At 69.1% G+C, this 23,598-nt stretch carries 24 protein-coding genes and 1 riboswitch; of the genes, 8 read left to right on the top strand and 16 right to left on the bottom strand.

The genetic code is table 11. From position 1 onward, the window contains the following. Window positions 1-64: 64 nt before the first annotated feature. The 12 genes from AC0LPE_RS14415 to AC0LPE_RS14470 form a co-directional block, all read right to left on the bottom strand. Window positions 65-1,450 (bottom strand): class II 3-deoxy-7-phosphoheptulonate synthase, encoded by a 1,386-nt coding sequence (locus tag AC0LPE_RS14415; RefSeq protein ID WP_016693829.1) that lies wholly within the window; start codon window positions 1,448-1,450, stop codon window positions 65-67. Between the two features lie 54 nt (window positions 1,451-1,504). Next, complete coding sequence (locus tag AC0LPE_RS14420; RefSeq protein WP_026061497.1) at window positions 1,505-1,996, bottom strand: polyadenylate-specific 3'-exoribonuclease AS; 492 nt, start codon at window positions 1,994-1,996, stop codon at window positions 1,505-1,507. A gap of 4 nt (window positions 1,997-2,000) precedes the next feature. Beyond that, on the bottom strand, window positions 2,001-2,789 hold the full coding sequence (locus tag AC0LPE_RS14425; protein WP_088897298.1) for a lysophospholipid acyltransferase family protein: 789 nt from the start codon (window positions 2,787-2,789) through the stop codon (window positions 2,001-2,003). A gap of 161 nt (window positions 2,790-2,950) precedes the next feature. Continuing rightward, on the bottom strand, window positions 2,951-3,928 hold the full coding sequence (locus tag AC0LPE_RS14430; RefSeq protein WP_301845447.1) for an ROK family glucokinase: 978 nt from the start codon (window positions 3,926-3,928) through the stop codon (window positions 2,951-2,953). Continuing rightward, the gene (locus tag AC0LPE_RS14435; RefSeq protein ID WP_229565049.1) at window positions 3,925-4,341 is read right to left on the bottom strand and encodes a hypothetical protein; all 417 of its coding nucleotides are present in this window, start codon (window positions 4,339-4,341) and stop codon (window positions 3,925-3,927) included. The genes AC0LPE_RS14430 and AC0LPE_RS14435 overlap by 4 nt, the downstream gene beginning before the upstream one ends. Beyond that, window positions 4,329-5,537: an ArsA family ATPase gene (locus tag AC0LPE_RS14440; RefSeq protein ID WP_490604722.1), complete on the bottom strand. Its 1,209-nt coding sequence runs from the start codon at window positions 5,535-5,537 to the stop codon at window positions 4,329-4,331. Before AC0LPE_RS14440 ends, AC0LPE_RS14435 begins: the two co-directional genes overlap by 13 nt. A 23-nt stretch (window positions 5,538-5,560) precedes the next feature. Beyond that, window positions 5,561-5,998, bottom strand: coding sequence for an SRPBCC family protein (locus tag AC0LPE_RS14445; protein ID WP_016693835.1), 438 nt, complete (start codon window positions 5,996-5,998; stop codon window positions 5,561-5,563). Window positions 5,999-6,110: 112 nt separating this feature from the next. Next, window positions 6,111-6,500: a polyketide cyclase / dehydrase and lipid transport gene (locus AC0LPE_RS14450; protein ID WP_198430731.1), complete on the bottom strand. Its 390-nt coding sequence runs from the start codon at window positions 6,498-6,500 to the stop codon at window positions 6,111-6,113. Between the two features lie 38 nt (window positions 6,501-6,538). Next, on the bottom strand, window positions 6,539-7,708 hold the full coding sequence (locus AC0LPE_RS14455) for a glycosyltransferase family 4 protein (RefSeq protein ID WP_229565050.1): 1,170 nt from the start codon (window positions 7,706-7,708) through the stop codon (window positions 6,539-6,541). A gap of 85 nt (window positions 7,709-7,793) precedes the next feature. After that, window positions 7,794-9,134 carry a hypothetical protein gene (locus AC0LPE_RS14460; RefSeq protein WP_490604723.1) on the bottom strand — a complete coding sequence of 447 codons (1,341 nt, stop codon included), beginning with the start codon at window positions 9,132-9,134 and terminating at the stop codon, window positions 7,794-7,796. A 76-nt stretch (window positions 9,135-9,210) separates the two neighbouring features. Further along, entirely contained in the window at window positions 9,211-10,254 is a 1,044-nt protein-coding gene (locus tag AC0LPE_RS14465) for a C40 family peptidase (protein WP_490606355.1), read from the bottom strand. A gap of 275 nt (window positions 10,255-10,529) precedes the next feature. Further along, entirely contained in the window at window positions 10,530-11,111 is a 582-nt protein-coding gene (locus AC0LPE_RS14470) for a C40 family peptidase (protein ID WP_059380920.1), read from the bottom strand. A 15-nt stretch (window positions 11,112-11,126) separates the two neighbouring features. Then, window positions 11,127-11,292: riboswitch (cyclic di-AMP (ydaO/yuaA leader) on the bottom strand. Window positions 11,293-11,742: 450 nt separating this feature from the next. On the opposite strand from AC0LPE_RS14470, the gene AC0LPE_RS14475 reads away from it, so the two are divergent. Next, window positions 11,743-13,491 carry a DEDD exonuclease domain-containing protein gene (locus AC0LPE_RS14475; RefSeq protein WP_490604724.1) on the top strand — a complete coding sequence of 583 codons (1,749 nt, stop codon included), beginning with the start codon at window positions 11,743-11,745 and terminating at the stop codon, window positions 13,489-13,491. 32 nt (window positions 13,492-13,523) lie between these two features. After that, the gene (locus AC0LPE_RS14480) at window positions 13,524-13,799 is read left to right on the top strand and encodes an Lrp/AsnC family transcriptional regulator (protein WP_016693842.1); all 276 of its coding nucleotides are present in this window, start codon (window positions 13,524-13,526) and stop codon (window positions 13,797-13,799) included. Window positions 13,800-13,878: 79 nt separating this feature from the next. On the opposite strand, the gene trpD is transcribed toward AC0LPE_RS14480, so the two are convergent. Both trpD and AC0LPE_RS14490 read right to left on the bottom strand, forming a co-directional pair. Further along, the gene (gene trpD / locus AC0LPE_RS14485; RefSeq protein WP_016693843.1) at window positions 13,879-14,958 is read right to left on the bottom strand and encodes an anthranilate phosphoribosyltransferase; all 1,080 of its coding nucleotides are present in this window, start codon (window positions 14,956-14,958) and stop codon (window positions 13,879-13,881) included. Window positions 14,959-15,021: 63 nt separating this feature from the next. Next, complete coding sequence (locus AC0LPE_RS14490) at window positions 15,022-15,480, bottom strand: hypothetical protein (RefSeq protein WP_423660132.1); 459 nt, start codon at window positions 15,478-15,480, stop codon at window positions 15,022-15,024. A gap of 174 nt (window positions 15,481-15,654) precedes the next feature. Here AC0LPE_RS14490 and ctaE point away from each other — a divergent pair, with 174 nt between their 5' ends. The 6 genes from ctaE to AC0LPE_RS14520 all read left to right on the top strand — a co-directional run bounded on the left by ctaE (window position 15,655) and on the right by AC0LPE_RS14520 (window position 21,825). Further along, window positions 15,655-16,269, top strand: a complete 615-nt coding sequence (gene ctaE / locus AC0LPE_RS14495; protein WP_120283293.1) for an aa3-type cytochrome oxidase subunit III — start codon at window positions 15,655-15,657, stop codon at window positions 16,267-16,269. A gap of 100 nt (window positions 16,270-16,369) precedes the next feature. Then, window positions 16,370-17,206 (top strand): cytochrome bc1 complex diheme cytochrome c subunit, encoded by an 837-nt coding sequence (gene qcrC / locus AC0LPE_RS14500; protein WP_174247132.1) that lies wholly within the window; start codon window positions 16,370-16,372, stop codon window positions 17,204-17,206. Next, the gene (gene qcrA / locus AC0LPE_RS14505) at window positions 17,203-18,330 is read left to right on the top strand and encodes a cytochrome bc1 complex Rieske iron-sulfur subunit (protein ID WP_490604725.1); all 1,128 of its coding nucleotides are present in this window, start codon (window positions 17,203-17,205) and stop codon (window positions 18,328-18,330) included. Before qcrC ends, qcrA begins: the two co-directional genes overlap by 4 nt. Continuing rightward, window positions 18,327-19,988 (top strand): cytochrome bc1 complex cytochrome b subunit, encoded by a 1,662-nt coding sequence (gene qcrB / locus AC0LPE_RS14510; RefSeq protein WP_490604726.1) that lies wholly within the window; start codon window positions 18,327-18,329, stop codon window positions 19,986-19,988. The genes qcrA and qcrB overlap by 4 nt, the downstream gene beginning before the upstream one ends. Before the next feature lie 162 nt (window positions 19,989-20,150). Next, complete coding sequence (locus AC0LPE_RS14515; RefSeq protein WP_490604727.1) at window positions 20,151-20,810, top strand: HEAT repeat domain-containing protein; 660 nt, start codon at window positions 20,151-20,153, stop codon at window positions 20,808-20,810. Window positions 20,811-20,814: 4 nt separating this feature from the next. Further along, a complete protein-coding gene (locus AC0LPE_RS14520) occupies window positions 20,815-21,825 on the top strand; it encodes a MerR family transcriptional regulator (RefSeq protein WP_490604728.1) in 1,011 nt (336 codons plus the stop codon). An 87-nt stretch (window positions 21,826-21,912) separates the two neighbouring features. On the opposite strand, the gene AC0LPE_RS14525 is transcribed toward AC0LPE_RS14520, so the two are convergent. Together AC0LPE_RS14525 and ctaC are read right to left on the bottom strand one after the other, a co-directional pair. Then, complete coding sequence (locus tag AC0LPE_RS14525) at window positions 21,913-22,329, bottom strand: cytochrome c oxidase subunit 4 (protein WP_430715700.1); 417 nt, start codon at window positions 22,327-22,329, stop codon at window positions 21,913-21,915. Between the two features lie 33 nt (window positions 22,330-22,362). Beyond that, complete coding sequence (gene ctaC / locus AC0LPE_RS14530) at window positions 22,363-23,448, bottom strand: aa3-type cytochrome oxidase subunit II (RefSeq protein WP_490604729.1); 1,086 nt, start codon at window positions 23,446-23,448, stop codon at window positions 22,363-22,365. Window positions 23,449-23,598 lie beyond the last annotated feature (150 nt).

Consider the following 23,598-nt stretch of genomic DNA (forward strand, 5'->3'; position numbering starts at 1 on the left):
TCTCCCCTGTGATCAACCGCGGAGCATCTCCCCTGTGGTCAACCGCGGAGCATCTCCCCTGTGATCAACCGCGGAGCATCTCCGCCACGAGGAACGCGAGTTCGATCGACTGCTGCGTGTTCAGCCGCGGATCGCACGCCGTCTCGTAGCGACCGTGCAGGTCGAGATCCGAGATGTCCTGCGCACCGCCGAGGCACTCGGTGACGTCCTCGCCGGTGAGCTCGACGTGGATGCCACCGGGATGCGTGCCGAGCGCGCGATGCACCTCGAAGAAGCCCTGCACCTCGTCGACGATGCGGTCGAAGTGACGGGTCTTGTAGCCGGTGGACGCCTCGTGGGTGTTGCCGTGCATCGGGTCGCACTGCCAGATCACCTTGTGACCGGAGGCCTCGACCCGCTCGATGATGCCGGGCAGCAGGTCGCGGACCTTCGAATGACCCATCCGGGAGATCAGGGTCAGCCGGCCCGGCGTGTTGTGCGGATCCAGGCGCTCGACGTACTCGACGGCCATCTCCGGGGTGGTCGACGGACCGATCTTCAGACCGATCGGGTTCGACAGCAGCTCCGCGAACGCGATGTGCGCACCGTCGAGCTGACGGGTGCGGTCGCCGATCCACAGGAAGTGGGCCGACAGGTCGTACAGGCGCGGCTTGTCGCCCGAGTTGTCGAGGCGCAGCATCGCGCGCTCGTAGTCGAGGACGAGAGCCTCGTGGCTGGCGTAGATCGTCGCCGCGCGCAGGTTCGGGTCGACGACACCGCAGGCGTCCATGAACCGCAGGCCGCGGTCGATCTCGGAGGCGAGCGCCTCGTACCGGGCACCGGCGGGCGAGGCCGAGACGAACGCCCGGTTCCAGTCGTGCACGCGATGCAGGTCGGCCTCACCGGCGGCGGTGACGGCACGCACGAGGTTCATCGCGGCGCTCGCGTTCGCGTAGGCGCGCACGAGGCGCGACGGATCGTGCCTGCGCACCTCGGCATCGGCGACCAGCGAGTTGACCATGTCGCCGCGGTAGGACGGCAGACCGAGCGCGTCGGTGTCGGACGAACGCGGTTTGGCGTACTGGCCGGCGATCCGCGCGACCTTCACGACCGGCGTCGACGCACCGTAGGTCAGCACCACCGCCATCTGCAGCAACGTGCGGATGTTGCCCTTGATGTGCGGCTCGGTGTTGTCCGCGAACGTCTCGGCGCAGTCGCCACCCTGGAGGAGGAAGGCCTCACCGCGAGCGACGGCGGCGAGCTGGGTCTGCAGCTCCTCGACCTCGCGGGGCACGGTGATGGGGGGCACGCTCTCGAGCACGGTGCGCATCGCCGCGGCCTGTTCCTCGGGCCAGCTGGGCTGCTGCAGCGCCGGCTTTGCGAGCGCCGCGTCGAGGTCGGCACGCAGCTCCTCGGGCAACGGGGGAAGTTCGGGCAAGCGGTCGATCGGCACGTCGACAGTCCAGTTCACCCGTCCAGGATATGGCGTGACGGCCGAAAGCGGCGCAGCACCCCGTTACCCGCGTCACCGCGATCGGCGAGCAGCCTCGATCGCCTCGAACTTCGCGAGGTTGTGACGGGCGTCGGCGAGCGCGTCGTGGTTGTCGTCCGGCGCCGGGGGCAGGGGCGGGGAGCCCGAGTCCTCCCAGTACTGCCGGAGCTCACGGGTGAAGCGGGGCAGGACGTCCGGGAGTTCGGGCATGGTCCCCCAGAGCTGAACGAGCACGACGTGGTCGTAGGCCCCGATCCACGCCCACAGTTCGGGCCGGATGCCCGGTCGGGGCACGAGGAACTTCAGCAGGTCGTCGCGGATCCTCGATCGCGACTTCCAGGCGGGGTGCGCCGGGGGCGGGAGCTTCGGGAGGACGTTGCGACGCACCCAGGCACCGGCCCGGGTCGGGTCGAACTCGGTCGACACCGCGTAGAACTCGCGGCCGTCCTCGCAGGCGACACCGATCGAGACGAGTTCGATCGTGCGTCCGTCCTCGATGAACTCGCAGTCGTAGAAGTAGCGCACCTGCTCACCCGGCACGCGTGTCGGGAACACGGTCCGCGACGGAACCGTCCTGCGGCGCAGTCGCGGCACTGCCGTTCGTCGACGCGTCCGTGTTCCCGGCCGTGCCCGACTCGTCCGCCGAGCTCTTGTTCTTGAGGGAGGCGGCGTAGATGTCGACGTACTCCTGGCCCGACAACTGCATGAGCGAATACATGACCTCATCGGTGACGGTGCGCTCGACGAAGCGGTTGCCGCCCATGCCCTCGAACCGGGAGAAGTCGATGGGCTCGCCGATCCGCACGGTGATCTTCGCCGGTCGCCACATCTTCGACCCGATCGGGTTCATCCGGTCGGTGCCGATCATGGCGACGGGGATCACCGGGACGCCGGTCTCCAGCGCCAGTCGCGCCAGGCCGGTCTTGCCCTTGTAGAGACGGCCGTCGGGCGAGCGGGTGCCCTCGGGGTAGATGCCGAGCAGCTTGCCCTGGCCGAGCACCCGAACCCCGGCGTTGAGCGCGTCCTGCGCGGCGTCGGCGCCGGTGCGGTCGATGGGGACCTGCCCGACCGAGGAGAAGAACCAGCGCTGGAAGGCGCCCTTGAGTCCGGTACCGGTGAAGTACTCGCTCTTGGCCAGGAAGGTGATCCGCCGGCGCACGAGGAGGGGAAGGTAGAACGAATCGAGGACGGCCCGGTGGTTACTGGCCAGGATCGCCGGTCCGTGGGCCGGAATGTTCTCGCCGCCTTCGAACTTCGGACGTCCTATGAGCCACAGCAGCGGTCCCAGGAGGACGTACTTGAACAGCCAGTACCACATGGCATCCTTCCCGAATCCGATCATCCCCCACGCGGATCGGTGCAGCACCGCCCGCCGGTCGACTCTACGACGACGCGACTACCACTCGCACATCGCCTCAGTGCCCGACCCCACCCTTTCACCGTCGACGTGACGATAATCTCACCTACAGCGAATCTCACCTACAGCGGCGGTCGTGAGGTTTCGATCGCGGATCGGGCGAGATCGGCGGCACCGATGAGCCCGGCGGCGTCGCCGAGCTGCGCGACCCGGACGCGCGCGAGGGGACGATGGCCGGAGCCGGTGGTCACGGCCGCGTAGTGCTCGCGCGCGGCGTCGAGGAACAGCGGCGCGGAACCGGAGACCCCTCCCCCGATGACGACGAGCTCGGGGTCGTAGACGTCGGCGACGAGCGCCAGTCCGAGCCCGAGCCTGCGGGCGAAATCGTCGAAGGCCGCGAGCGCGACGGGGTCGCCGTCGTGGGCCGCGCCGGCGATCCGCCGGCCGGTGAGCGATCCGGGATCCGAGGCGATCTCGCCCGCGAGAACGGACCGCCCGGGTTCGGCCGCGAGCATCTCAACGGTCGTGTCCACGAGACCCGTTCCGCTGCAATACCTTTCCCAACACCCCTGCTTGCCGCACGGGCAGGGTCGACCGTCGGGCACGACCTGCAGGTGACCGAGTTCGGGCGCCACACCGTAGGCACCGCGATAGATCCTGCCGTCGAGCAGCAGCGCGGCGCCGATGCCCGTTCCGAGCGCGACCATCACCGCGATCGTGCTACCCGCGGCGGCGCCGAAGCGGTACTCGGCCCAGGCGGCTGCGTTGGCGTCGTGCTCGAGGACGACCGGCAGTCCGAAACGGTCGGTGAGAGTCTCGGCGAGCGGCGTGTCGCGCCAGGGCAGGTGCGGCGCGAACCGCACGGTGGTGCGGTCCTCGGTGAGGAAACCCGCGACCCCCAGCCCGACCGCCGCGATGTCGTTGCGGTCGCGCAGATGCTCGACGAGCCGGTGCAGCGCGTTTTCGAGGGCGACCGCGGAGGACGGCGTCTGCGTGCGCACACTGTCGACGACGTCGCCGTCCCGGTCGACGGCCGCGGCCCGGATGCTCGTGCCCCCGATGTCGATCCCGACGGTGAGGCGGGGATCGTGCGTGTTCACGTGAGGAGGTTGACGGAGATCGGCTCGAAGGCCGGACGATCCCGCGTCGGCGGATCGGGTGTCGGTTCGGGCGGGACGCCGCCGGTCGAGGGCAGGAACTGTGCGAGGAACTCCCGCAGGAGCGCGATCAACGCCGCCAGTTTCGACGCCAGCCTGCTGACCAGTTCGTGGTTCTCGCCGCGAACGAGGGCTGCGGCGGCGCAGAGCGGGCACCACGCGCATCCGCTCGGGGACGTCGCGGTATCACCCGGCGCCGCCGAACCGGTCGCGGCATCGGGGGCGGGATGCGGAGCTGCTTCGCCGGTCGCAGCGACGAACTGCTGCACCGTGCCCTCGACACGGTCGAGCACGGCGTCGGCGAGCAGCAACAACTCGGAGATCAGGGCTTCGTGATCGTCCCTCACAGCGGCCACACCGCCGGATCCGGTACGAATCGCACCACCAGATCGGTTCCGTCGAACTCGGCGTCGGAGACGGTGCACCGGCGCAGCCCCGACGCGAGTCGCACCCGGCGGCGCATGCCGTCGGCGCCGACGACGAGATCGTCGCCGATCCGCCCGAGTGTCAGGGACGCGGGGTCGGCGAGCGGCAGGTACATGCGCATCGCGTACACCGACCCCACCCCCGTTCCCGATTCGTGCTGCACCCGGACCGGCTCGTCGGTCTCCGACGAGGGAACGGGCGCGTCGCGGCGGAGCGCCGTGGCGAGCTCCTCCAGAGCTACCAACCCTACCGGCTCCGCGGCACGGCGCTCGCACACGATCACGGGGACGTCGGTGACGGTCGCCCTGATCTCGGCGACGATCGCCTCGTGCGCGGCCCGCTGGTCGGCGAGCAGCCGCGCGGCCGCACCCGAACCGCCCATCGCAGGGACGACGCCGTTGACGACGACCGCGTCGACGCGGAGACCCGAGAGGGCGAGCCACGACCGCATCCGGGCGAGCTCGGCACGACCGGCGCGGTCGGGCGTCGCCACGATCACTGCGTCGCTGCGTCCGCGATCGTCGAGCAGGTCGCGGACCGCGGTGATCCCCGACAGCAGCCGGTCGAACAGGGCGACGAAGACACTCGTGCGGGGGTCCGGACCGGTGGCCGCCGCCACCCGGCTGTGCTGGGGCCAGATCCGTTCGAGGGAGTCGGCGACGGTACGCGGCGCGGTGAGGGTGCGCAGGGCGTCGCCGGAGGCCGGGGCGTCGACGACGACGAGAACCCACCTCCCGCTGTCCGCGAGTCGCGCGACCTCCGCGAGCACCAACAGTTCCTCGACGCCGGGAAGTCCGGTCAGTTCGTCGGGCTCGAGCAGGTCGAACCGATCGGCGTGCTCGTGCGTCCCGGCGAGCGCCGCCATCGACGCGAGGACCGCGTACCGCGTGCGGAGCAGCTGCAACGAGTCGATCTCGACCATGTCGAGGTTGTCCTCGACGGTGCGGATGTCCGTCGCGCTTGTGTCCCGGTTCGTGGCCGGAGGCAGGTCGAGCACGTCGCCGAGGGAGTGCGCCCGGTCGATGGACACGACGAGCACGGGCTCTCCCGTACGGGCGGTCGCGAGCGCCTCGGCCGCGGCCAGGGTCGTCTTCCCGGCGCCGCCCTTGCCGAGGAACCATCGCACGCGGGCCGGGGCGTGCCGGACGTTCAGCCCTCCACCTGCTTCTTGAGTTCCTTCAGCGCGGTGTCGGTGATGACCTTCTCCGCCTTGCGCTTGAACAGACCGATCATCGGGATCGTGAGATCCACGGTGAGCTGGTAGTCGACGACCGTGGTGCCGTCGGGGGTCTCGGTCAGCACGTACGAGCCGGACTGGGCCTTCTGGATCTCACCGCTCTCGAGTTCCCAGCTCACAGCACGGTTGTCGGACGCCCACTTGTACCGCAGGACGTAGGTGTCCTTGACGATGCCGGCGTCGAGGACGAAGCGCACGCGCTCGGCCCGGCCGTCGGGACGATGCTCCACGACCTCCACGGTCTTCGCCGCCGACACCCACGTCGGATAGGCATCGAAATCTGCGATGACCTCCATGACACGCTCGGCCGGCGCGTCGATGGTGATCGACCTCTTCGTCTTCTCGGCCATGTGGTGACGGCTCCCTTTCTCGGTCCCTCGGGTGTACACCGATCAGTCCCGCCCCGAGGGTCTATCACACACGTGGGAACAACGGAATCGGGACGACGCTCCTTCGGTGGCTTCAGTGCCGCGGCGGTTCACCGGCCGGACGACCGGCCTCGAGACGCTGCTTGACCTCGAAGGTCATCACCTTCCCCTGGACCCGGCGCGTGCGGTTCATTCCCGCGAGGTCGAGACCCGCGATGCGCTCGGGCGCGACACCCGCCGGCTCGCAGTGCAGGAAGTAGTGGATCACCGCGCCGTCGAGGACCGGCTCGATCCACACCTCCATCGTCCCTTCGAGCGGACCCGACACCGCCCACCGGATGCCCTTCTCGGCCCGGTCCTCCCGCACGGTCAGTGCGAGATCGGGCCACCACGCACGCCACCGATCGAGGGCCGCGACCTCCTCGGCGATGCGCTCCGGGGGCGCCGCTACGAAAGTCTGATCCGCCACCTGAATGCTGCTCACGCAGGACAGCTTCACATATCGCCCGGCGGCCCGTCCGGTCACCCCGCCGACGGCGCCACGGTCTCGTTCGGGGGCGCCGAGGCGTCGAGATAACCGCGCAATCTGGCGCCCAGGACGTCCCATCTCCAATCGGTGGAGACCCACTCACGACCGGCCGCCCCCATCGCGGCGGCCCGATCGGGATCGGCCAGGACACCGGACACCGCGGTCGCCACGGCCGTGACGGAGGTGCCGTCGACGACGTAGCCGGTGCGCCCGTCGCGCACCGTCTCCGGGGCACCGCCCGACCGGCCGGCCACGACGGGCACCCCGGTCGCGGACGCCTCGAGGTACACGATGCCCAGGCCCTCGACGTCGAGACCGCCGCCGCGGGTCCGGCACGGCATCGCGAACACGTCGGCGATGGTGTGGTGCGCGGCGAGCTCGGCCGACGGCACTGTACCGGTGAACACGACGTGCTCCTCGACATCCGTGCGGCGGGCGAGCTCCCGCAGGCGTGACTCGTACGGTCCGCCGCCGACGATCACGAGGACGGCACCGTCGATCCGCTTCCGGATCGCGGGCAGCGCGCGGATGAGCACGTCCTGCCCCTTGCGCGGCACGAGGCGCGACAGGCACAGCACCGTCGGCCGGTCGCCGAGGCCGTAGCGCGCCCGCAGTTCGGCGCGCGCCGCCGGATCGGGCCGGAAGACGTCGGTGTCCACCCCGGACGGCAGATGTTCGAGACCTGCTTCGGGGCCGAAGGCGGAGGCGAACCGCCCCCTCGTGTAGCGACTGACGTAGGTGACGGTGTCGGTGTGCTCGCCGATCTGCCGCAGCGCCTGCCGGGCGGCGGGCAACATCGACCATCCCACCTCGTGGCCGTGCGTGCTGGCGACGATGCGACGGGCGCCGGCACGGCGCAGCACGGGCGCCAGCAGCGCCAACGGTGCAGCCGCTCCGAACCAGACGGTGTCGCAGTCGTGTTCGGTGAGCAGTCGCGTGGCCCGTCGCGCGACGTCGGGGGTCGGCAGCATCAGTGTCGTGGGATGACGGACGACCTCGAAGGGGACCCGCGCGTCGAACTTCACGTGGCTGTCGCCGCGCCACCGCGGCGCGTAGACGACCAGGTCGTCGGACGGAAGCTGGTTCGCGAAGGCGTGCAGATAGGACTGGATGCCCCCGGGTCGGGGCGGGAAATCGTTCGTCACCAGCAGGGTCCGCGACATGGGACCACCGTAGAAGCAGCGCGACGGGAAGGCGTCGACGGGTCCCGGGCGGCGGCGACGGTCGCAGGTTCCGGACGGTGCCCCGTCAGCGGATGTCGCGGATGCGTTCCCCGAGCCAGCGACCCCAGCCGTCCACGAACTCGGCGGTGTCGACGCCGAGCAGGTCGACCAGCACGTCGTCGAGCCGCTCGTCGGTGACGGGACCCGCGGCGAGGGCGCGGTACAGGGAGACGAGGCTGTCGTGTCCGAACTCGTCCGCGGTGTACGCGGCGATCGACCACGAGCTCTCGTAGGCGAGCGCCGACCGGTCGCCGGTGAAGTCGCCATCGGCGGGCAGCGACGTCGGTGCACCCGACGCCCGCATCTGCCGGGTCAGCGTCGGCGCGATCCGCTGCACGTCGACCGGCCCTGTGCCGAGACCCTCCGCGGTCGTGCGGTGGCCGACGTAGTCGGCGAAGCCCTCGAGGACCCACATCGGTGAGCCGTCCACCGTGCCGGCCCGCGCGGCGACGTGCACCGTCTCGTGCGCGAGCACGATCCGTCGGGAGGTGTCGTCGAGCCGCTCGCTCGCAGCCGGATTGAAGACGATGCGCTGACCGGTGGCGATCCCGCGCTCGTGGTCGACATCGTCGGAAACCGCGACGGCCGCGATGTCGTCGCCGTCGTGCCGCGGACCGACGAGGTGCGAGAACTCCTCGCGTGAGGACGTCACGACCACCAGTGCGCGTCGCGGCCAGGAATCGCCCCACAGGTCGTCGACGGCCTCGACCACCGACGGCAGGTCCTCGGCCAGGTCGTCGACGAAGGCGGCGTTGTCCGGGTGTCCGATCACGAGCGAGCGACCACCCTCGGTCTGCGCGGTCGCGAGGTGGAGGCTGCCGTGGTCCCAGGGTCCTCGCCAGGTGACGGTCTGCGCCCCGGCGAGATCGGGTGCGTCGTCGGCGATCCGCCAGCCCTGCGGCCGGTGGACGAACAGCACGGTCACCGGCCGTCGGGTGGGTACGTCGTCGATTCCGTCCACGGCGTACCGCAGGTGGACGCGGTGCGCCCGTACCTCGTCGGCCGCGAACCGGGCGACCGTCTCGGGCGGCAGCGGCAGCGCGGGTTCGGAGGCGAGTTCGTAGCCGAGATCGGCGAGGGGAACGACGGCGATCGCTGCGATCCGCTCCCGTTCGGCGTCGAGGAGTTCCGGGGACGCGTCGTCGATCAACTCCGCGAGCGATCCGTCGTCGCCGGTCCGGACCGCATGCGCCCAGTCGTCGAGCACGACCTGCAGTTCGGCCCGTACCCGGCTGTCGGCGTCGTCGGTGTCCACCGGGTCGACGGCCAGCAGCAGTCCTGCCGTGACCAGCGCGACCACGAGTCCGGCCAGGCCGAGACGTTCCCACTTGCGGGTACCGGCGGTGAAGGGCGATCGCGCGGGCACCGCGTCAGTCTAGGTCGGCGTCCGAGGGTGGTCCCGTACGCCCTCGCCCACCGGCGGCGATCCCGCCTCTACCCGGTCAGTACCGCCGGGCGCTGTGGAACGGGAAGCGATCGATCGACTGCACCTTCACCGGCACACCGAAGGTCGAGGCGTGCACCATGTTGCCGTCGCCGACGTACATGCCGACGTGGGAGGCGTCGTCGTAGAAGATCACGAGGTCGCCGGGCTGCAGATTGTCGCGGGAGACGGGGATGCCGCCCTGCGCCTGGGCCTGACTCGACCGGGGCAGCGACTTGCCGACCTGCTGGTACGCCCACACCATCAGACCGGAGCAGTCGAACTGGTCGGGGCCGGTAGCGCCCCACACGTACGGCGAGCCGATGCGCGACAGCGCGGCGCGGAGCGCGGCGCCGTTGCTGCCGGGGACGAGGTGCTGCAGGATCTTCTCGGCGTCGAGGCCCGGAGGGAAGGGAGTGCCGGCGAGTTCGGCCTTCTCCGCGTCGCTCAGCGCCTCGAAGGCGTTCAGGACCCCTTCGATCTGCTCCTCGAGGTCGGCCTGTCGCCGCTGGAGTTCGTCGCGGAGGGTCTGGGCCTGCTCAGCGGCGGCACGTGCCTCGTCGGCGGCGTGCTGTGCGGCCACGGCCGCCTCGGCCGCAGCGGCGGTGGCCGCCCGGAAGCCTTCGACCTCACGCGAGGTCTGCTCGCCCAGGACGTCGAGCAGGACCATCTGGTCGAGCATCTGCTGGGGCGAGTCGCTCACCATCACGGCGAACAACCGGTTGGTGCGCGCACCGCGGTAGTTGGCCCGCGCGAGCTTGTCGACGGTGGGCTTGAAGCGGGCGATCTCGGCGCGAGCGGCGCCGAGGGCCTCGTCGGCCTGGCCGGCACGCACCTCTGCCTCGTGCTGCGCTGCGACCTTGGCTTCGAGATCCGCACCGGCGGCGTGCAGTGCCTCGGTGGCCTGTTCGCTGCGACGCGACAGATCCGCGAGGTGCTCCAGGCGTGCGGCCGGACTCTCACCTGCGGGTTGCGCCGTGGCCGGCGCCAGAGTGAAACCGAGGACCATCATCACGAGGGCGACGACGAGCGCCGGACGGCCGGTCCGTCGCCTGTCCTGCACTCGTACGAGGTGTTTCGTCCTGTCGGAAACCACGTGGGCTCGCATCCTTTCCCAAAGGTCTCGATCAGGTTACGGAATTGCATAGGTTTGTGTCTACCTGCGAGTAGCCCTCCCACGCAGCGGCCGTTTGTGCAAACAGTTCGCGCCTTGGCAGGGACGTGCAGACATACGAGGAGGGTGGGTCCGGTACGTACCGGACCCACCCTCCTCGGGCAGTGCGTCGGCGCTGGAGCGGGGGGTGCTCAGACCGATCGGAAGCGACGTGCGCCGACCGATCAGAAGCGACGGGCGCCGTCGACGGGCATCGAGTTCAGCGGTGCGATCTTGACCGGCTGGCTCGAGGTGGAGGCGTGCACGATGTTGCCGCCGCCGATGTAGATGCCGGTGTGGCTGCCGCCGTAGAACGACACGACGTCACCGGGCTGCAGAGCCGCGACGTCCACCGGGGCACCGGCGGAGGCCTGCTCGTAGCTGGTGCGCGGGACGCTCAGACCGGCCTGCTTGTAGGCCCACTGCACGAGACCCGAGCAGTCGAAGGAGCTCGGGCCGGCGGCGCCGTAGACGTAGGGGGCACCGATCTTCGACTGTGCGGCGTCGGCAGCGCGCTGGCCGACGGAGCTGAAGGGGGCGGTGAAGGAACCGGCCTGGGGCGCGGGGGCGGCCTCGGGGGCCGGCGGAACGATGTTGGCGATCTCCGGCGGCACGGTCACACCGGCCGGGAGGTCGAACGTTCCGACACCGGGAATGTTGATCGGCTCGGCCATCGCCGGGCCGGCCGAGACGGTGACTGCTCCGAGAGCAATGGCACCGGCGACGAGTGCGCGCCGGACGGTGCGCTTGCTGTTGTTCGAAACCACGAGGGGACGTTCTCCGTTTCTTCCGTTCACCCGCCGACCGAGTTAGCTGACGGGTTCGGGCCGGAAGATCAGCCCTACCCCTCCCCGCGAGCGGCGGAGGGGATTCACCCCGAGTACTACGTGTGGGTCCCCGGCTCGCCGCTCCCGAGGACGGGGAGAAGCGATTAGGCGGTAACCGTGCGGCTCCGACCCGGGGGTGGGGCGGAAAACTCTCCGCTCGGTCTCGAAAAGATTACGAAACGGCATCGGTGAAGTCGACCGCCTCGCCGTGCGAGCCGACCGTTTCGGCCCGCTCCTGGGGGAATGCCGTCGCGGAGCAACGGTCCGATAACGGCGCGGTAACGGCCCCTGTTCGGCACACCTCTACCCGAGGGAGGTCCGGCGCCCGTTTCACCCGAGTCCTTTCCGGAAGAACCAGGTCAGAACGTCCGGACCCACCGGCTGTTCACGAGGCGAGGCGCCCGATTCGCCGGTTTGTCGTGCTCGGAGGCCGATCGGTCTGTTTTCCGGCCTTCGTCTACCCCCTATCGGGCCGAGAAAAGCGCGATGTGATCCTCGTCTCCACCCCCTCCGGCGGCCGCTCCGAAGCCCGCTCGGCGGTGTGTCGGTGACGCTTCCTAGGCTCTGCCGCATGACCTCGCCGCAACCATCCGCCCTCGGCGTGCAACTCGGTTTCGACGAGCTCGACACTCCCCTGCGCGAGACCACCTTCGTCGTCGTCGACCTCGAGACGACGGGAGGGAAGGCTGCCGAGGACGCCATCACCGAGATCGGCGCGGTGAAGATCCGCGGGGGCGAGGTGCTCGGCGAGTTCGCGACCCTCGTCGATCCGGGACGACCCATTCCCCCGTACATCGTGCAGCTCACCGGCATCACCACTGCGATGGTCTATGCGGCGCCCAAGATCGAGGAGGTGCTGCCCGCCTTCCTGGAATTCGCGTCCGGAGCGGTGCTCGTCGCACACAACGCCGGATTCGATGTCGGCTTCCTCAAGGCCGCCACCGCGAAGTGCGAACTCGCGTGGCCCCGCTTCCAGGTGCTGTGCACCGTCAAGCTGGCCCGCCGCGTCCTCGGACGCGACGAAGCGCCGTCGGTGAAGCTGTCCGCATTGGCCGAACTGTTCCGGGTCTCCACCGTGCCCACCCACCGCGCCCTGGACGACGCGCGCGCCACCGTGGACGTCCTGCACGCCCTCATCGAGCGGGTCGGCAACCAGGGCGTCCACAGCCTCACCGAACTGCGCGACTACATGCCGGTGGTCACCGCCGAGCAGAGGGCCAAACGCGCGCTCGCCGCGCATCTGCCGCGCAGACCGGGCGTCTACATGTTCCGGGGACCGTCCGACGAGGTGCTGTACGTCGGCACGGCGGTCGATCTGCACCGGCGTGTCCGTACCTATTTCACCGGCTCCGAGACACGACCGCGGTTGCGCGAGATGGTCGCGCTCACCACGCGCATCGATCACGTCGAATGCGCCCACGGGCTCGAGGCAGGTGTCCGCGAACTCCGCTTGATCGCGGCCCACACACCTCCTTACAACCGCAGATCGAAGTATCCGATGCGCGGTTGGTGGATCATCCTCACCGATGAGGCGTTCCCGCGCCTGGCCGTGAGCCGCACCCCCGGACCCGACTCGGTCGGCCCGTTCTCGGTGCGCGCCGACGCCGCGGACGTCGCGGCACTGCTCGCGGAGATGTGCGGTCTGCGCACATGCACGCGCAGGATCGGCCGTACGGCCCGCCACGGCGACCGCTGCCCGCCTGTCGCCGTCGGGGGCTGTGCCGCCGCCTCCTTCGGGGTCCAGGACGCTTCCACCTATGCGGCCCAGGTCGAGCGTGCGCGCGCAGTCGTCCGCGGGACCGCCGACGATGCCGTCGAGACGGCGCAGGAGCGCCTCGATGCCCTCGTACGCGACCAACTGTTCGAGAACGCCGCCCGCCTGCGCGACCGCCTCGCCGCCGCTCTCGTCGCACTGCGGCGCACGCAACGCCTCGCGGCACTGGCGGCTGTCGACGAACTCGTCGCCGCGCGACCGCGGGCCGAGGGCGGGTGGGAGTTCGCCGTCGTCCGCGCCGGTCGTCTCGCGTCCGCCGGAGTGGCACCGCGCGGTGTGCGCCCGATGCCCGTCGTCGAGGCGATCGTCGCCGCGGCCGAGACGGTGCGGCCGTCACCCGGCCCGCTCCGCGGCGCGTCCCCGGAGGAGATCGGTCTGGTGGCGCGATGGCTCGACGGCGAGGGCATCCGCATCGTCCGGGCCAGCGACGGCTGGTGCGAACCGACGCGGGGTGCGGGCCGGTGGAGCGCGTGGGCCGAGCTCGCACGCGACGCCCGTGCTGTCCGCAGGCTCCTCTCCGCCGACGAGCCGCACCGCTTAGGCTGATGCAATCCCCGAGGAAGGTTGAAGGAGACCCCATGATCAACGCGATCGTCCTGATCGATGCCGAGGCGAACCGTATCCCCGAGACCGCGCAAGCGGTGGCCGACCTCGACGGCGTCGACACGGTGTACTCCTGCGCGGGCGACGTCGACCTCGTGGCCGTCGTCCGGGTCCGCGATCACGAGAAGATCGCCGACGTCGTCACCCGGGGCATCAACAAGATCGACGGCGTGACGAAGACCGTCACCCACATCGCGTTCCAGTCGTACTCGAGCGCCGACGTCGAGGCCGGCTTCTCGATCGGGAACTGACACCGGCAGCATCACCGACGACCGACGGGCCCGCACCTGTGCAGTGCGGGCCCGTTCGTGTGTCCTTACTGTTCTCCGGTCACTTCTGTCCGGAACCGGCACCCAGCCGCGTGGTGACCTCGGCCCACCGCTCCAGGACGGCCGTGGCCCGGCCGCTGTCGATCGCTTCCGCCGCCGTCCCGAGTCCGGCCGCGAGGGCATCCTCGAGCACGCCGTCGACGCCTCGGAAGGCTGCGATCGCCCCGGCAGCGTTGAGGAGCACGGCGTCGCGCACCGGTCCCTTCTCCCCTGCCAGGACGGCCCTCGCGACCGCCGCGTTCTCCGTGGCGTCGCCCCCGCGGAGCGCCTCGAGCGGAACCCGTTCGATACCCAGGTCGCGCGGATCGAGCGTCACGACCCGAACCTCGCCACCGTGGACGATGTGCACGCTCGAGGTCGTGGAGGTGGTCAGTTCGTCGAGACCGTCGTCGCCGCGCACGACGAGCGCCGAGTTGCCGCGCTGCGCGAGCACGCCCGCGACGGTCGGGACGAGCGGTTCGAAGGCGCATCCGATCAGGCCGGCGCTCGGACGGGCCGGATTGGTGAGCGGGCCGAGGACGTTGAAGACCGTCGGGATACCGATCTGCTTGCGCGGTGCGGCCGCGAAGCGCAGTGCCGGGTGGTAGACCGGCGCGAAACAGAATCCGATCCCTGCCTCGGCGACCGAGTGGGCCACCTCGTCGGGCCCGAGGTCGATGTGCACCCCGAGCGCTTCGAGCACGTCGGCGCCGCCGCTCTTGGACGAGGCGGCGCGGTTGCCGTGCTTGACCACGCGGATACCGGCTGCAGCGACGACCAGCGAGGCCATCGTGGAGATGTTGACGGTGTTCGCCCGATCGCCACCGGTGCCCACGACGTCGACGACATCACCGTCGACCGGGACCAGCCGGGCGTAGTCGAGCATCGTGTCGGCGAGTGCCCGCACCTCCTCGGGTGTCTCGCCCTTCATCTTCAGAGCGACACCGAAGGCGGCGATCTGGGCGGGGGTGGCGTTGTCGGAGAAGATCTCGCTCATCGCCCATCGCGCCTCGGCGGCGGACAGGTCCTGCCCGGCGGTGAGTACCCCCAGGACGGAGGGCCAGTTCTGCGTCACCTCGTCCGCGTCTCGCGTCGCGTTCATCGCACCTGCCCTCGCCGCATCTCGCTCCTCACCGGGCACCGGCGTGCCCTCCGACCGGTCAGCTTAGCCAGCGGAATCCTGCGGTTGCAGAGCGTCCCATCCCAGGGCCGTTCCGCCGAGCCGCTGGGCGAGCGAGGCCATCCGCGACTTCTCCTGTGCACAGTGCAGCGCATCGAGGATCTGGACGCGTTGCAGGATCACGGAAGCACCACCGACGACGGCAGCGGGTGGAACGTTCCCGTCGTCGGTTCCGGCCACGACGTAACCGTCCTGCCCGGCCAGTTCCGCCGCCCGGTCCACCGTGCCGGCGGGCAGGGCCAGGTGGTGCCGCATAACCGCCTCGTCCTCGGCCCGCCACGCAGGCGTCGCCTCGGCGGCACGCTCGAGTGCCGTCGAACACGCCTCCGCGTCGTCGAAGGACGAGACGACCACGACCAGGTCGGCCCGGTTCGCGTCGAGCGGTTCGCTGCGCCGGCCGACCAGGGACCGCAGCCACCCCCGAAGACCCTTTCCGGTACTCATGTCACCACGATCGCACGTGACCTCCGCGACCCTCCGAAATGTCCCGTGTGACACCCCTCCGAGCACCCGCCATCGAGTGCCCACCTGGAGAAATACAGGTCCGGGACCTGCACGGACGCGCCGATTTCGGCCCCGATTGCCCAAGACGTACTACGACGGGTCATACTAGCCAGCGTGACGAGCGCAGTAGGGACTTCAGGATCTGCAATCACACAGCGCGTGCACTCGTTGAACCGGCCCAACCTGGTCAGCGTCGGCACCATCGTGTGGTTGTCCAGTGAGCTCATGTTTTTCGCAGGGCTCTTCGCCATGTACTTCGTGGCACGGGCACAGGCCCCGGAGGGCATGTGGCCGCCCCCGCCCACCCACTTGAACCTGTGGTTGGCGGTACCGATCACCATGGTGCTGATCGCTTCTTCCTTCACCTGCCAGCTGGGCGTCTTCGCCGCCGAGCGCGGCGACGTCTTCGGCCTGCGCCGGTGGTACATCGTCACCCTCGGCATGGGCACCTTCTTCGTGCTCGGCCAGGGCTACGAGTACATCACCCTGGTGAAGGACGGCACGACCATCCCGGGCAGCGTGTACGGCTCGGTGTTCTACATGACCACCGGTTTCCACGGCCTGCACGTCATCGGCGGCCTCATCGCTTTCGTGTTCCTGCTGTTCCGCACGAAGGTCAGCAAGTTCACGCCTGCGCAGGCCACTGCAGCCATCGTCGTTTCGTATTACTGGCACTTCGTCGACATCGTTTGGATCGCGCTGTTTGCCACGATTTATTTCATCCGTTAGCCAGCTGAACGCCCAGGCAGCCCCCTGACGTCCAGTCCGTCCCGACATAAAAAAAGGGATACAGATGAGTTCATCCCCACCTCTCGCCTCCGAGGGTGACATGCCCGGTCGATCCTCTGCAGCCGATGCTGCGAAGTCCCGCCGCCAGCGCAAGATGCGCCGGCGCGTCACCGGAGCGTTGGTCCTCGCGCTCGGTCTCCTCAGCGCAGGCTTCATCGCCTCCGCGCTGACACCTGCCCCGCAGGTGGCTACAGCGCAGGACGACCAGAGCGCTCTGATCCGCGAGGGTCAGCAGCTCTACGAGACCTCCTGCGTGACCTGTCACGGTGTCAACCTCCAGGGTGTCCAGGACCGCGGTCCCAGCCTGATCGGTGTCGGCGAGGCCGCCGTCTACTTCCAGGTCTCCTCGGGCCGCATGCCGATGATGCGCAACGAGGCCCAGGCCCTCCGCAAGGACCCGAAGTTCGACGCCGCGCAGACCGACGCCCTCGGCGCGTACATCCAGGCCAACGGTGGAGGCCCGACCGTCATCCGCGACGAGAACGGCGAAATCGCCCAGTCGTCGCTGCGCGGCAACGACATCGGACGCGGTTCGGAGCTCTTCCGCCAGAACTGCGCGTCCTGCCACAACTTCACCGGACGCGGCGGCGCGCTCTCGTCCGGCAAGTTCGCACCGAACCTGGATCCGGCCAACGAGCAGCAGATCTACACCGCGATGCTCACCGGCCCCCAGAACATGCCGAAGTTCTCCGACCGTCAGCTGACGGTCGAGGAGAAGCAGGACATCATCGCGTACATCAAGTCCGCCAGTGAGACGAGAGACCCGGGTGGCTACGGGCTCGGCGGCTTCGGCCCCGGTGCCGAAGGGCCGACCATGTGGGTCGTCGGCATGGTCGCCGTCGTCGGCGCTGCACTGTGGATCGGAGCAAGGTCATGAGTGGCGGCGAAACGCCGAACAAGCACACGGTCGAAGATCTCGACCGGATGAGCCGGGACGACCTCGTCACGCTCGGCACGAACCTCGACGGTGTCGACGTCGCGTTCCGCAAGGACCGCTGGCCCGTCGAAGGCACCCGTGCCGAGAAGCGGGCCGAGCGCAACGTCGCCTTCTGGTTCGCCCTCGCGGGCATCGCGGGTGTCGCGTTCATCGCGATCTACCTGTTCTGGCCGTGGGAGTACCAGGGCATCGGCGACGAGAACTACGGCTGGTACAGCCTCTACACCCCGATGCTCGGCCTGACCCTGGGTCTGGCCATCCTCGGCATCGGTGTGGGCGCGGTGCAGTTCACCAAGAAGTTCATCCCGGAGGAGGTGTCGATCCAGGATCGGCACGACGGCGGCTCGTCCGAGGTCGATCGCAAGACGATCGTGGCCGAGTTGTCCGACTCGCTCGAGACGTCGACCCTGCCGCGTCGCAAGCTGATCAAGCGCACCGCGATCTTCGGTGGTGGCGCGCTCGGCCTGGGTCTGATCATGCCGCTCGGTGGCCTGATCAAGAACCCGTGGGCCGAGGGTGACGAGTCGCCGCTGTGGGTGTCGGGCTGGACCCCGCGCTACCCCGGCGAGACCATCTACCTGCGTCGCGATACCGGCCGGCCCCAGGACATCGTCCTGGTCCGCCCGGAGGACCTCGACGCCGGCGGTATGGAGACGGTGTTCCCCTTCCGCGAGTCCGATCGCGGCGACGAGCACGCTCTGCTGCAGGGCCTGCGCGGCATCCGTAACGCCGTCATGCTCATCCGTCTGCGCACCGAGGACACCGAGCGTGTCGTCAAGCGCAAGGGTCAGGAGAGCTTCAACTACGGCGACTACTTCGCGTACTCGAAGATCTGCACGCACCTCGGCTGCCCGACGTCGCTCTACGAGCAGCAGACGCACCGCATCCTGTGCCCGTGCCACCAGTCGCAGTTCGATGCACTGGAGTACGGCAAGCCGATTTTCGGTCCCGCTGCTCGCGCACTGCCGCAGCTTCCGATTACAGTGAACGAAGAGGGCTTCCTGGTCGCCAACGGTGACTTCATCGAGGCACTCGGCCCGGCATTCTGGGAGCGTCGCCCGTGAGTACTGCAACCCCGTCCCGCGCCGCACAGATCGGCGAGAACCTCGATTCTCGCTACCACCTGTCCGCCGGTATCCGTCGCCAGATCAACAAGGTGTTCCCCACCCACTGGTCCTTCCTCCTGGGTGAGATCGCGCTCTACAGCTTCGTCATCCTGTTGATCTCGGGTGTCTTCCTCACCCTGTTCTTCGATCCGTCGATGGCGCACGTCGTCTACGACGGCGTCTACACGCCGCTGCGCGGTGTGGGTATGTCCCGCGCCTACGAGACGACCCTGAACCTCTCCTTCGAGGTCCGCGGTGGTCTGTTCGTGCGACAGATCCACCACTGGGCAGCACTGATGTTCGCCGCGTCGATCGTCGTCCACCTGCTGCGCGTGTTCTTCACCGGTGCGTTCCGGCGTCCGCGCGAGGCCAACTGGGTGATCGGCTCGCTGCTGCTCATTCTGGCGATGTTCGAAGGCTTCTTCGGTTACTCGCTCCCCGACGATCTGCTCTCGGGCACCGGCCTCCGCGCCGCGTTCTCGGGCATCACGCTCTCGATCCCGATCATCGGTTCGTGGATGCACTGGGCGATCTTCGGTGGCGACTTCCCGGGTGAGCTGATCATCCCGCGCTTCTACGTGCTGCACGTGCTGCTCGTCCCGGGCATCATCCTGGCCCTGATCGCCGCGCACCTCGCGCTGGTCTGGTACCAGAAGCACACGCAGTTCCCCGGCCCCGGCCGCACGGAGCAGAACGTCGTCGGCGTTCGTATCCTCCCGGTCTTCGCCGTCAAGTCGGGTGCGTTCTTCGCGATGACCTTCGCGGTGCTCGCCCTGATGTCCGGCCTGCTGCAGATCAACCCGGTCTGGAACATCGGCCCGTACAACCCGTCGCAGGTGTCCGCCGGCTCGCAGCCCGACATCTACATGATGTGGACGGACGGCATGGCCCGTATCTGGCCGGCCTGGGAGCTGTACCTGTTCAACCGGTACACGATCCCGCAGCCGTTCTGGATCGCGCTGATCATGGGCCTGGTGTTCGTCGTGCTCACGGTCTACCCGTGGATCGAGAAGAAGTTCACGAAGGACGACGCACACCACAACCTGCTCCAGCGTCCGCGCGACGTGCCGGTCCGCACCGGTATCGGGTTCATGGCCCTGGCGTTCTACGCCGTTGCCACGATCATGTGCATCAACGACATCATCGCGTTCAAGTTCGACATCTCGATCAACGCGACGACCTGGATGGGCCGTATCGGTCTCGTCCTGCTCCCGCCGCTCGCCTACTACATCGCGTACCGGTTCTGCCTGGGTCTGCAGCGCAGCGACCGCCAGGTACTCGAGCACGGCATCGAGACGGGCATCGTCCGTCGACTGCCGACCGGCGAGTACATCGAGATCCACCAGCCGCTCGGCCCGGTGGACGAGCACGGCCATCCGATCCCACTGGAGTACCAGGCGGCCCCGGTTCCGAAGCGTATGAACCGCCTCGGCAGCGCCGGCAAGCCCGGTGCCGGCAGCTGGTGGAGCCCGGACCCGGCCGACGAGGCCGCCGCTCTCGAGGCTGCCCACCACGAGGCCGAGCTCGAGCTGCGGAACACGCTCCGCGAGTACCAGGAGCGCGTCCACGGCAACGGAGACGGCGCAGCCCAGCTGCCCGACAAGTCGCAGCACTGATCCGCATCAGCGGCTCGTAACGGGGCCCCGGACCATCACGGTCCGGGGCCCCGTTCGTCGTTCGCCGGTCCTCCTCTCCCCCACCGGATATCGTCCGGAGCGTACGTCTTGACCTTGACACTGTGACAAGCGCTCGAATGGGTCGTGAAGGAGGTGCCTACCATGCGCACACATCACGACCCGTCCACCCGCCTCGTCGAGGCCCTGTCCGCCGACGACGCCTCCGTGCGTCTGCGCGCCGCACTCGAGTCGGGTACGGCAGCCGAGTCCGGGACGGTGACGGTTCTCGTCGACCGTTGCGCGGTGGAGCCGGACTTCTTCGTCCGCGACATGCTGACCTGGGCGCTGTGCCGCCTGCCGGCCGGGGTGACGGTGCCGCGGCTGCTCGACGAGCTCGGTTCGGATGTCTCGCAGGCGCGCAGTCAGGCCCTGCACACGTTGTCGAAGATCGGCGATCCCGTCGCGTGGCCGAAGGTCTCGGGGATGCTCCACGACGAGCACGACGAGGTGGCACGCAGCGCGTGGCGCGCGGCGGTCGCTCTCGTGCCACCGGGGTCGGAAAGCGGCCTCGCTGCGGCTCTCGGCGTCGAACTGGGTCGCGGCGACCACGACCTGCAACTGAGCCTCGGTCGCGCTCTCGCGGCGCTCGACGAGGCCGCGGTGCCGGTCCTGCGCGCGGCGACGAGCAGTCCCGATCCGCGCGTCCGCGCCCACGCGGAGGCCACCGAACGGATCCGCGTCGACCCCGACAGCGCGTTCGTCCTCTCGGTGGAGTCGGCGAAACGCGTCGCCGCACTCGGCGCGGACGCGGTCCGGGAGTGAGCCGGTGCTGATCGGTGAGGTCTCGCGGCGGTCCGGTGTCAGCACCCGCATGCTGCGGCACTACGACCGCCTGGGGCTGGTGACGCCGACGGGCCGCACCTCGGGCGGCTACCGCGAGTACACCGAGGACGACCTCCGGAGACTCTTTCACGTGGAGAGTCTCCGGAGTCTCGGCCTGTCGCTGAACGAGGTCGGACGAGCGCTGGGGGAACCGGATTTCGCGCCGGCGGAGCTGGTGCAGGAGCTGATCGCGCACACGCGCGAACGGATCGCCGCCGAGACCGAGCTCCTCGCCCGCCTGGAGGGCGTCGACTCGGCCTCCCCCACGGGTTGGGACGACGTCCTGCGCCTCGTCGCCTTGCTGCGCGCGTTCGAATCCGATTCCGGCTCGCGGCGCCAGCAGGCGATCCTGTCCCAGGACGAGGACACGACGCTGCCGGTCGCAGCGCTGGTCCGGGCGGCACTGTCGGAGGAGGATCCGTTCGTCGCCGGCGCTCTGCGTTGGTCGCTCGCCCGATCGGTGGGTGCGGTCGACGCTGCGCTGCCGGCACTTGCGGAGGGCCTGCGTTCCGACGAGGTGCCGGTGCGGCGACGGGTGATCGCGACGCTCGCGGAACTCCGTGTGCCCGAATCGACGACGCTCCTGGAGGAGGCTCTCGGCGACGCCGATGCCAAGGCGCGCGCCACGGCGGCTCTGACGCTCGGGGCGCGCGGGGTGGACGCCGCGGTACCCGTGCTCGTGGAGATGATCGTGGAGGGCCGGTCGGACGTCGAGGCCGCCGAGGTTCTGGGCGTGCTCGCGGACCGGGCGCTGTCGTCCGTCGAGATCGTGCGGTCGCTGCAGCTCGCACTCGGCGGCGCGGGCGATGCCGGTGTCCGGCTGCGTCTCACGCAGGCACTCGCGGAGATCCCCGGACCGGCCGCCGACGACGCTCTCGCGGCGCTGAGCGACGACCCGGATCGCACGGTCGCGGCGACCGCGAGGGTCGTCCTCACCACCCGCCGGGCTCCCTGAAGAACGAAACCCCGAGAACGACACCCCGAGAACGACACGGGCGCCGCACCCGAAGGTGCGGCGCCCGTGTGCGTCGAGAGTGTCGGCTCAGTGCTTCTCGGGTCCTATGTGGTACTCGAACACGAGACCGGCGGCTGCAGCCAGGATGAGTGCGACCGCGAGGACGATCATCCAGGGCTGGTAGAAGGCCAGCGCGATGGCGGCGAAAGCTGCCGCACCGGCGAGCAGGATCGGCCAGTAGCTACCCGCACTGAAGAAACCGAGGTCGCCCGCACCGTCGCTGATCTCCGCGTCCTCGTAGTCCTCGGGACGGGTGTCGAGGCGACGAGCAACGAAGCGGAAGTACGTTCCGACGATCAGGGTCAGACCGGCGGAGAGGACGATGGCCGTGAGGCCGGCCCATTCGATGCCCTTGTCCGACAGCCCGGTGAACACGCCGTACACGATGGCGACGAGCACGAAGAACACCGTCACGACCTCGAAGAGCTTGGCTTCGATCTTCATATCAGCACTTGTCCTTGTCGGGTGGGGTGGCCGTCACTCGCCTGCGGCGACGGTCGCCGACCGGTCCGTGCGGTCGGTCTTGAACGGAGTCGTCGAGGTCGCGATCGGGCTCTGGCCGATGGCTTCGAGCGCACGAGCGTTCGACAGGCCTTCGCCGCCGTCCTCGACCGGCTTGCGAAGCTCGATGTAGCGGGCGAAGTCCTCCGGGCTGACGGCGCGGACCTCGAAGTTCATCATCGCGTGGTAGGTGCCGCACATCTCGGCGCAGCGGCCGACGAACGCGCCCTCACGCTCGATCTCGGAGATCTGGAAGACCGGATCGGAGTTGTTCTCGATCGGGTTCGGGTTCACGTCACGCTTGAACAGGAACTCCGGCACCCAGAAGGAATGGATGACGTCGGAGGACGCCAGCTGGAACTCGATGCGCTTGCCGGTGGGAAGAACGAGCACCGGAATCTCTTCGCTGGTGCCGATCGTCTCGATCTTGTCGTAGTGGAGGTAGGACAGGTCCTCCGTGGGCTTACCGTGGATGGGGCCCGGAGCCTCACCATGTCCGCCCTCGTCGTTCGAGTGCTCGCCGTCGGTGCCCGGCTCGTACGGCTGCAGTACGACCGCGTCCTGGGCGACCTCGTCGGTGCCGTCGTACCGCGCGGTGCCGTCCTGCAGATCGATGGTCCGGTAACCGAACTTCCAGTTCCACTGGAATGCCGTCACGTCGACGACGACGTTCGGGTTGTCCTCCTTCTCCAGGACGTAGTTCTGCACCACGACCGTGAAGTAGAAGAGAACACAGACGGCGACGAACGGCGCCGCGGTGTAAGCCAGCTCGAGCGGCACGTTGTACGCCGTCTGACGCGGGAACTCCGGATCGTCCTTCCGACGCCGGTAGGCGATGATCACCCAGAAGGTGAGTCCCCACACGAGAATTCCCATGACGAGGGCGGCGACAACCGACCACGTCCACAGTTCACGCATACGCTCGGCCTGAGGAGTGATGCCCTCCGGCCAGCCGAAACGAAGGATTTCTTCGCTCGAGCACCCGGTCAGCACCAAGGCTGCAATGCCGAGTGATGCTGCGAGCCCGAACCGCCGAAGGATCCGACCTTGCGCCACGTTCACGCCTTCCTGATCGCCGCAATTCCACTAGGGCACACCCGGAGGGCCGGCCCAATTACTACGCAGCGTAGACCAAACCCGGGCGCTATCCATCGCCGGGGCACGAAGAAAGTGTCGGACTGGGCGTTTCGACCGGAAGACCCGGCTCGTGAC

It is taken from the genome of Rhodococcus sp. S3, assembly GCF_058211795.1.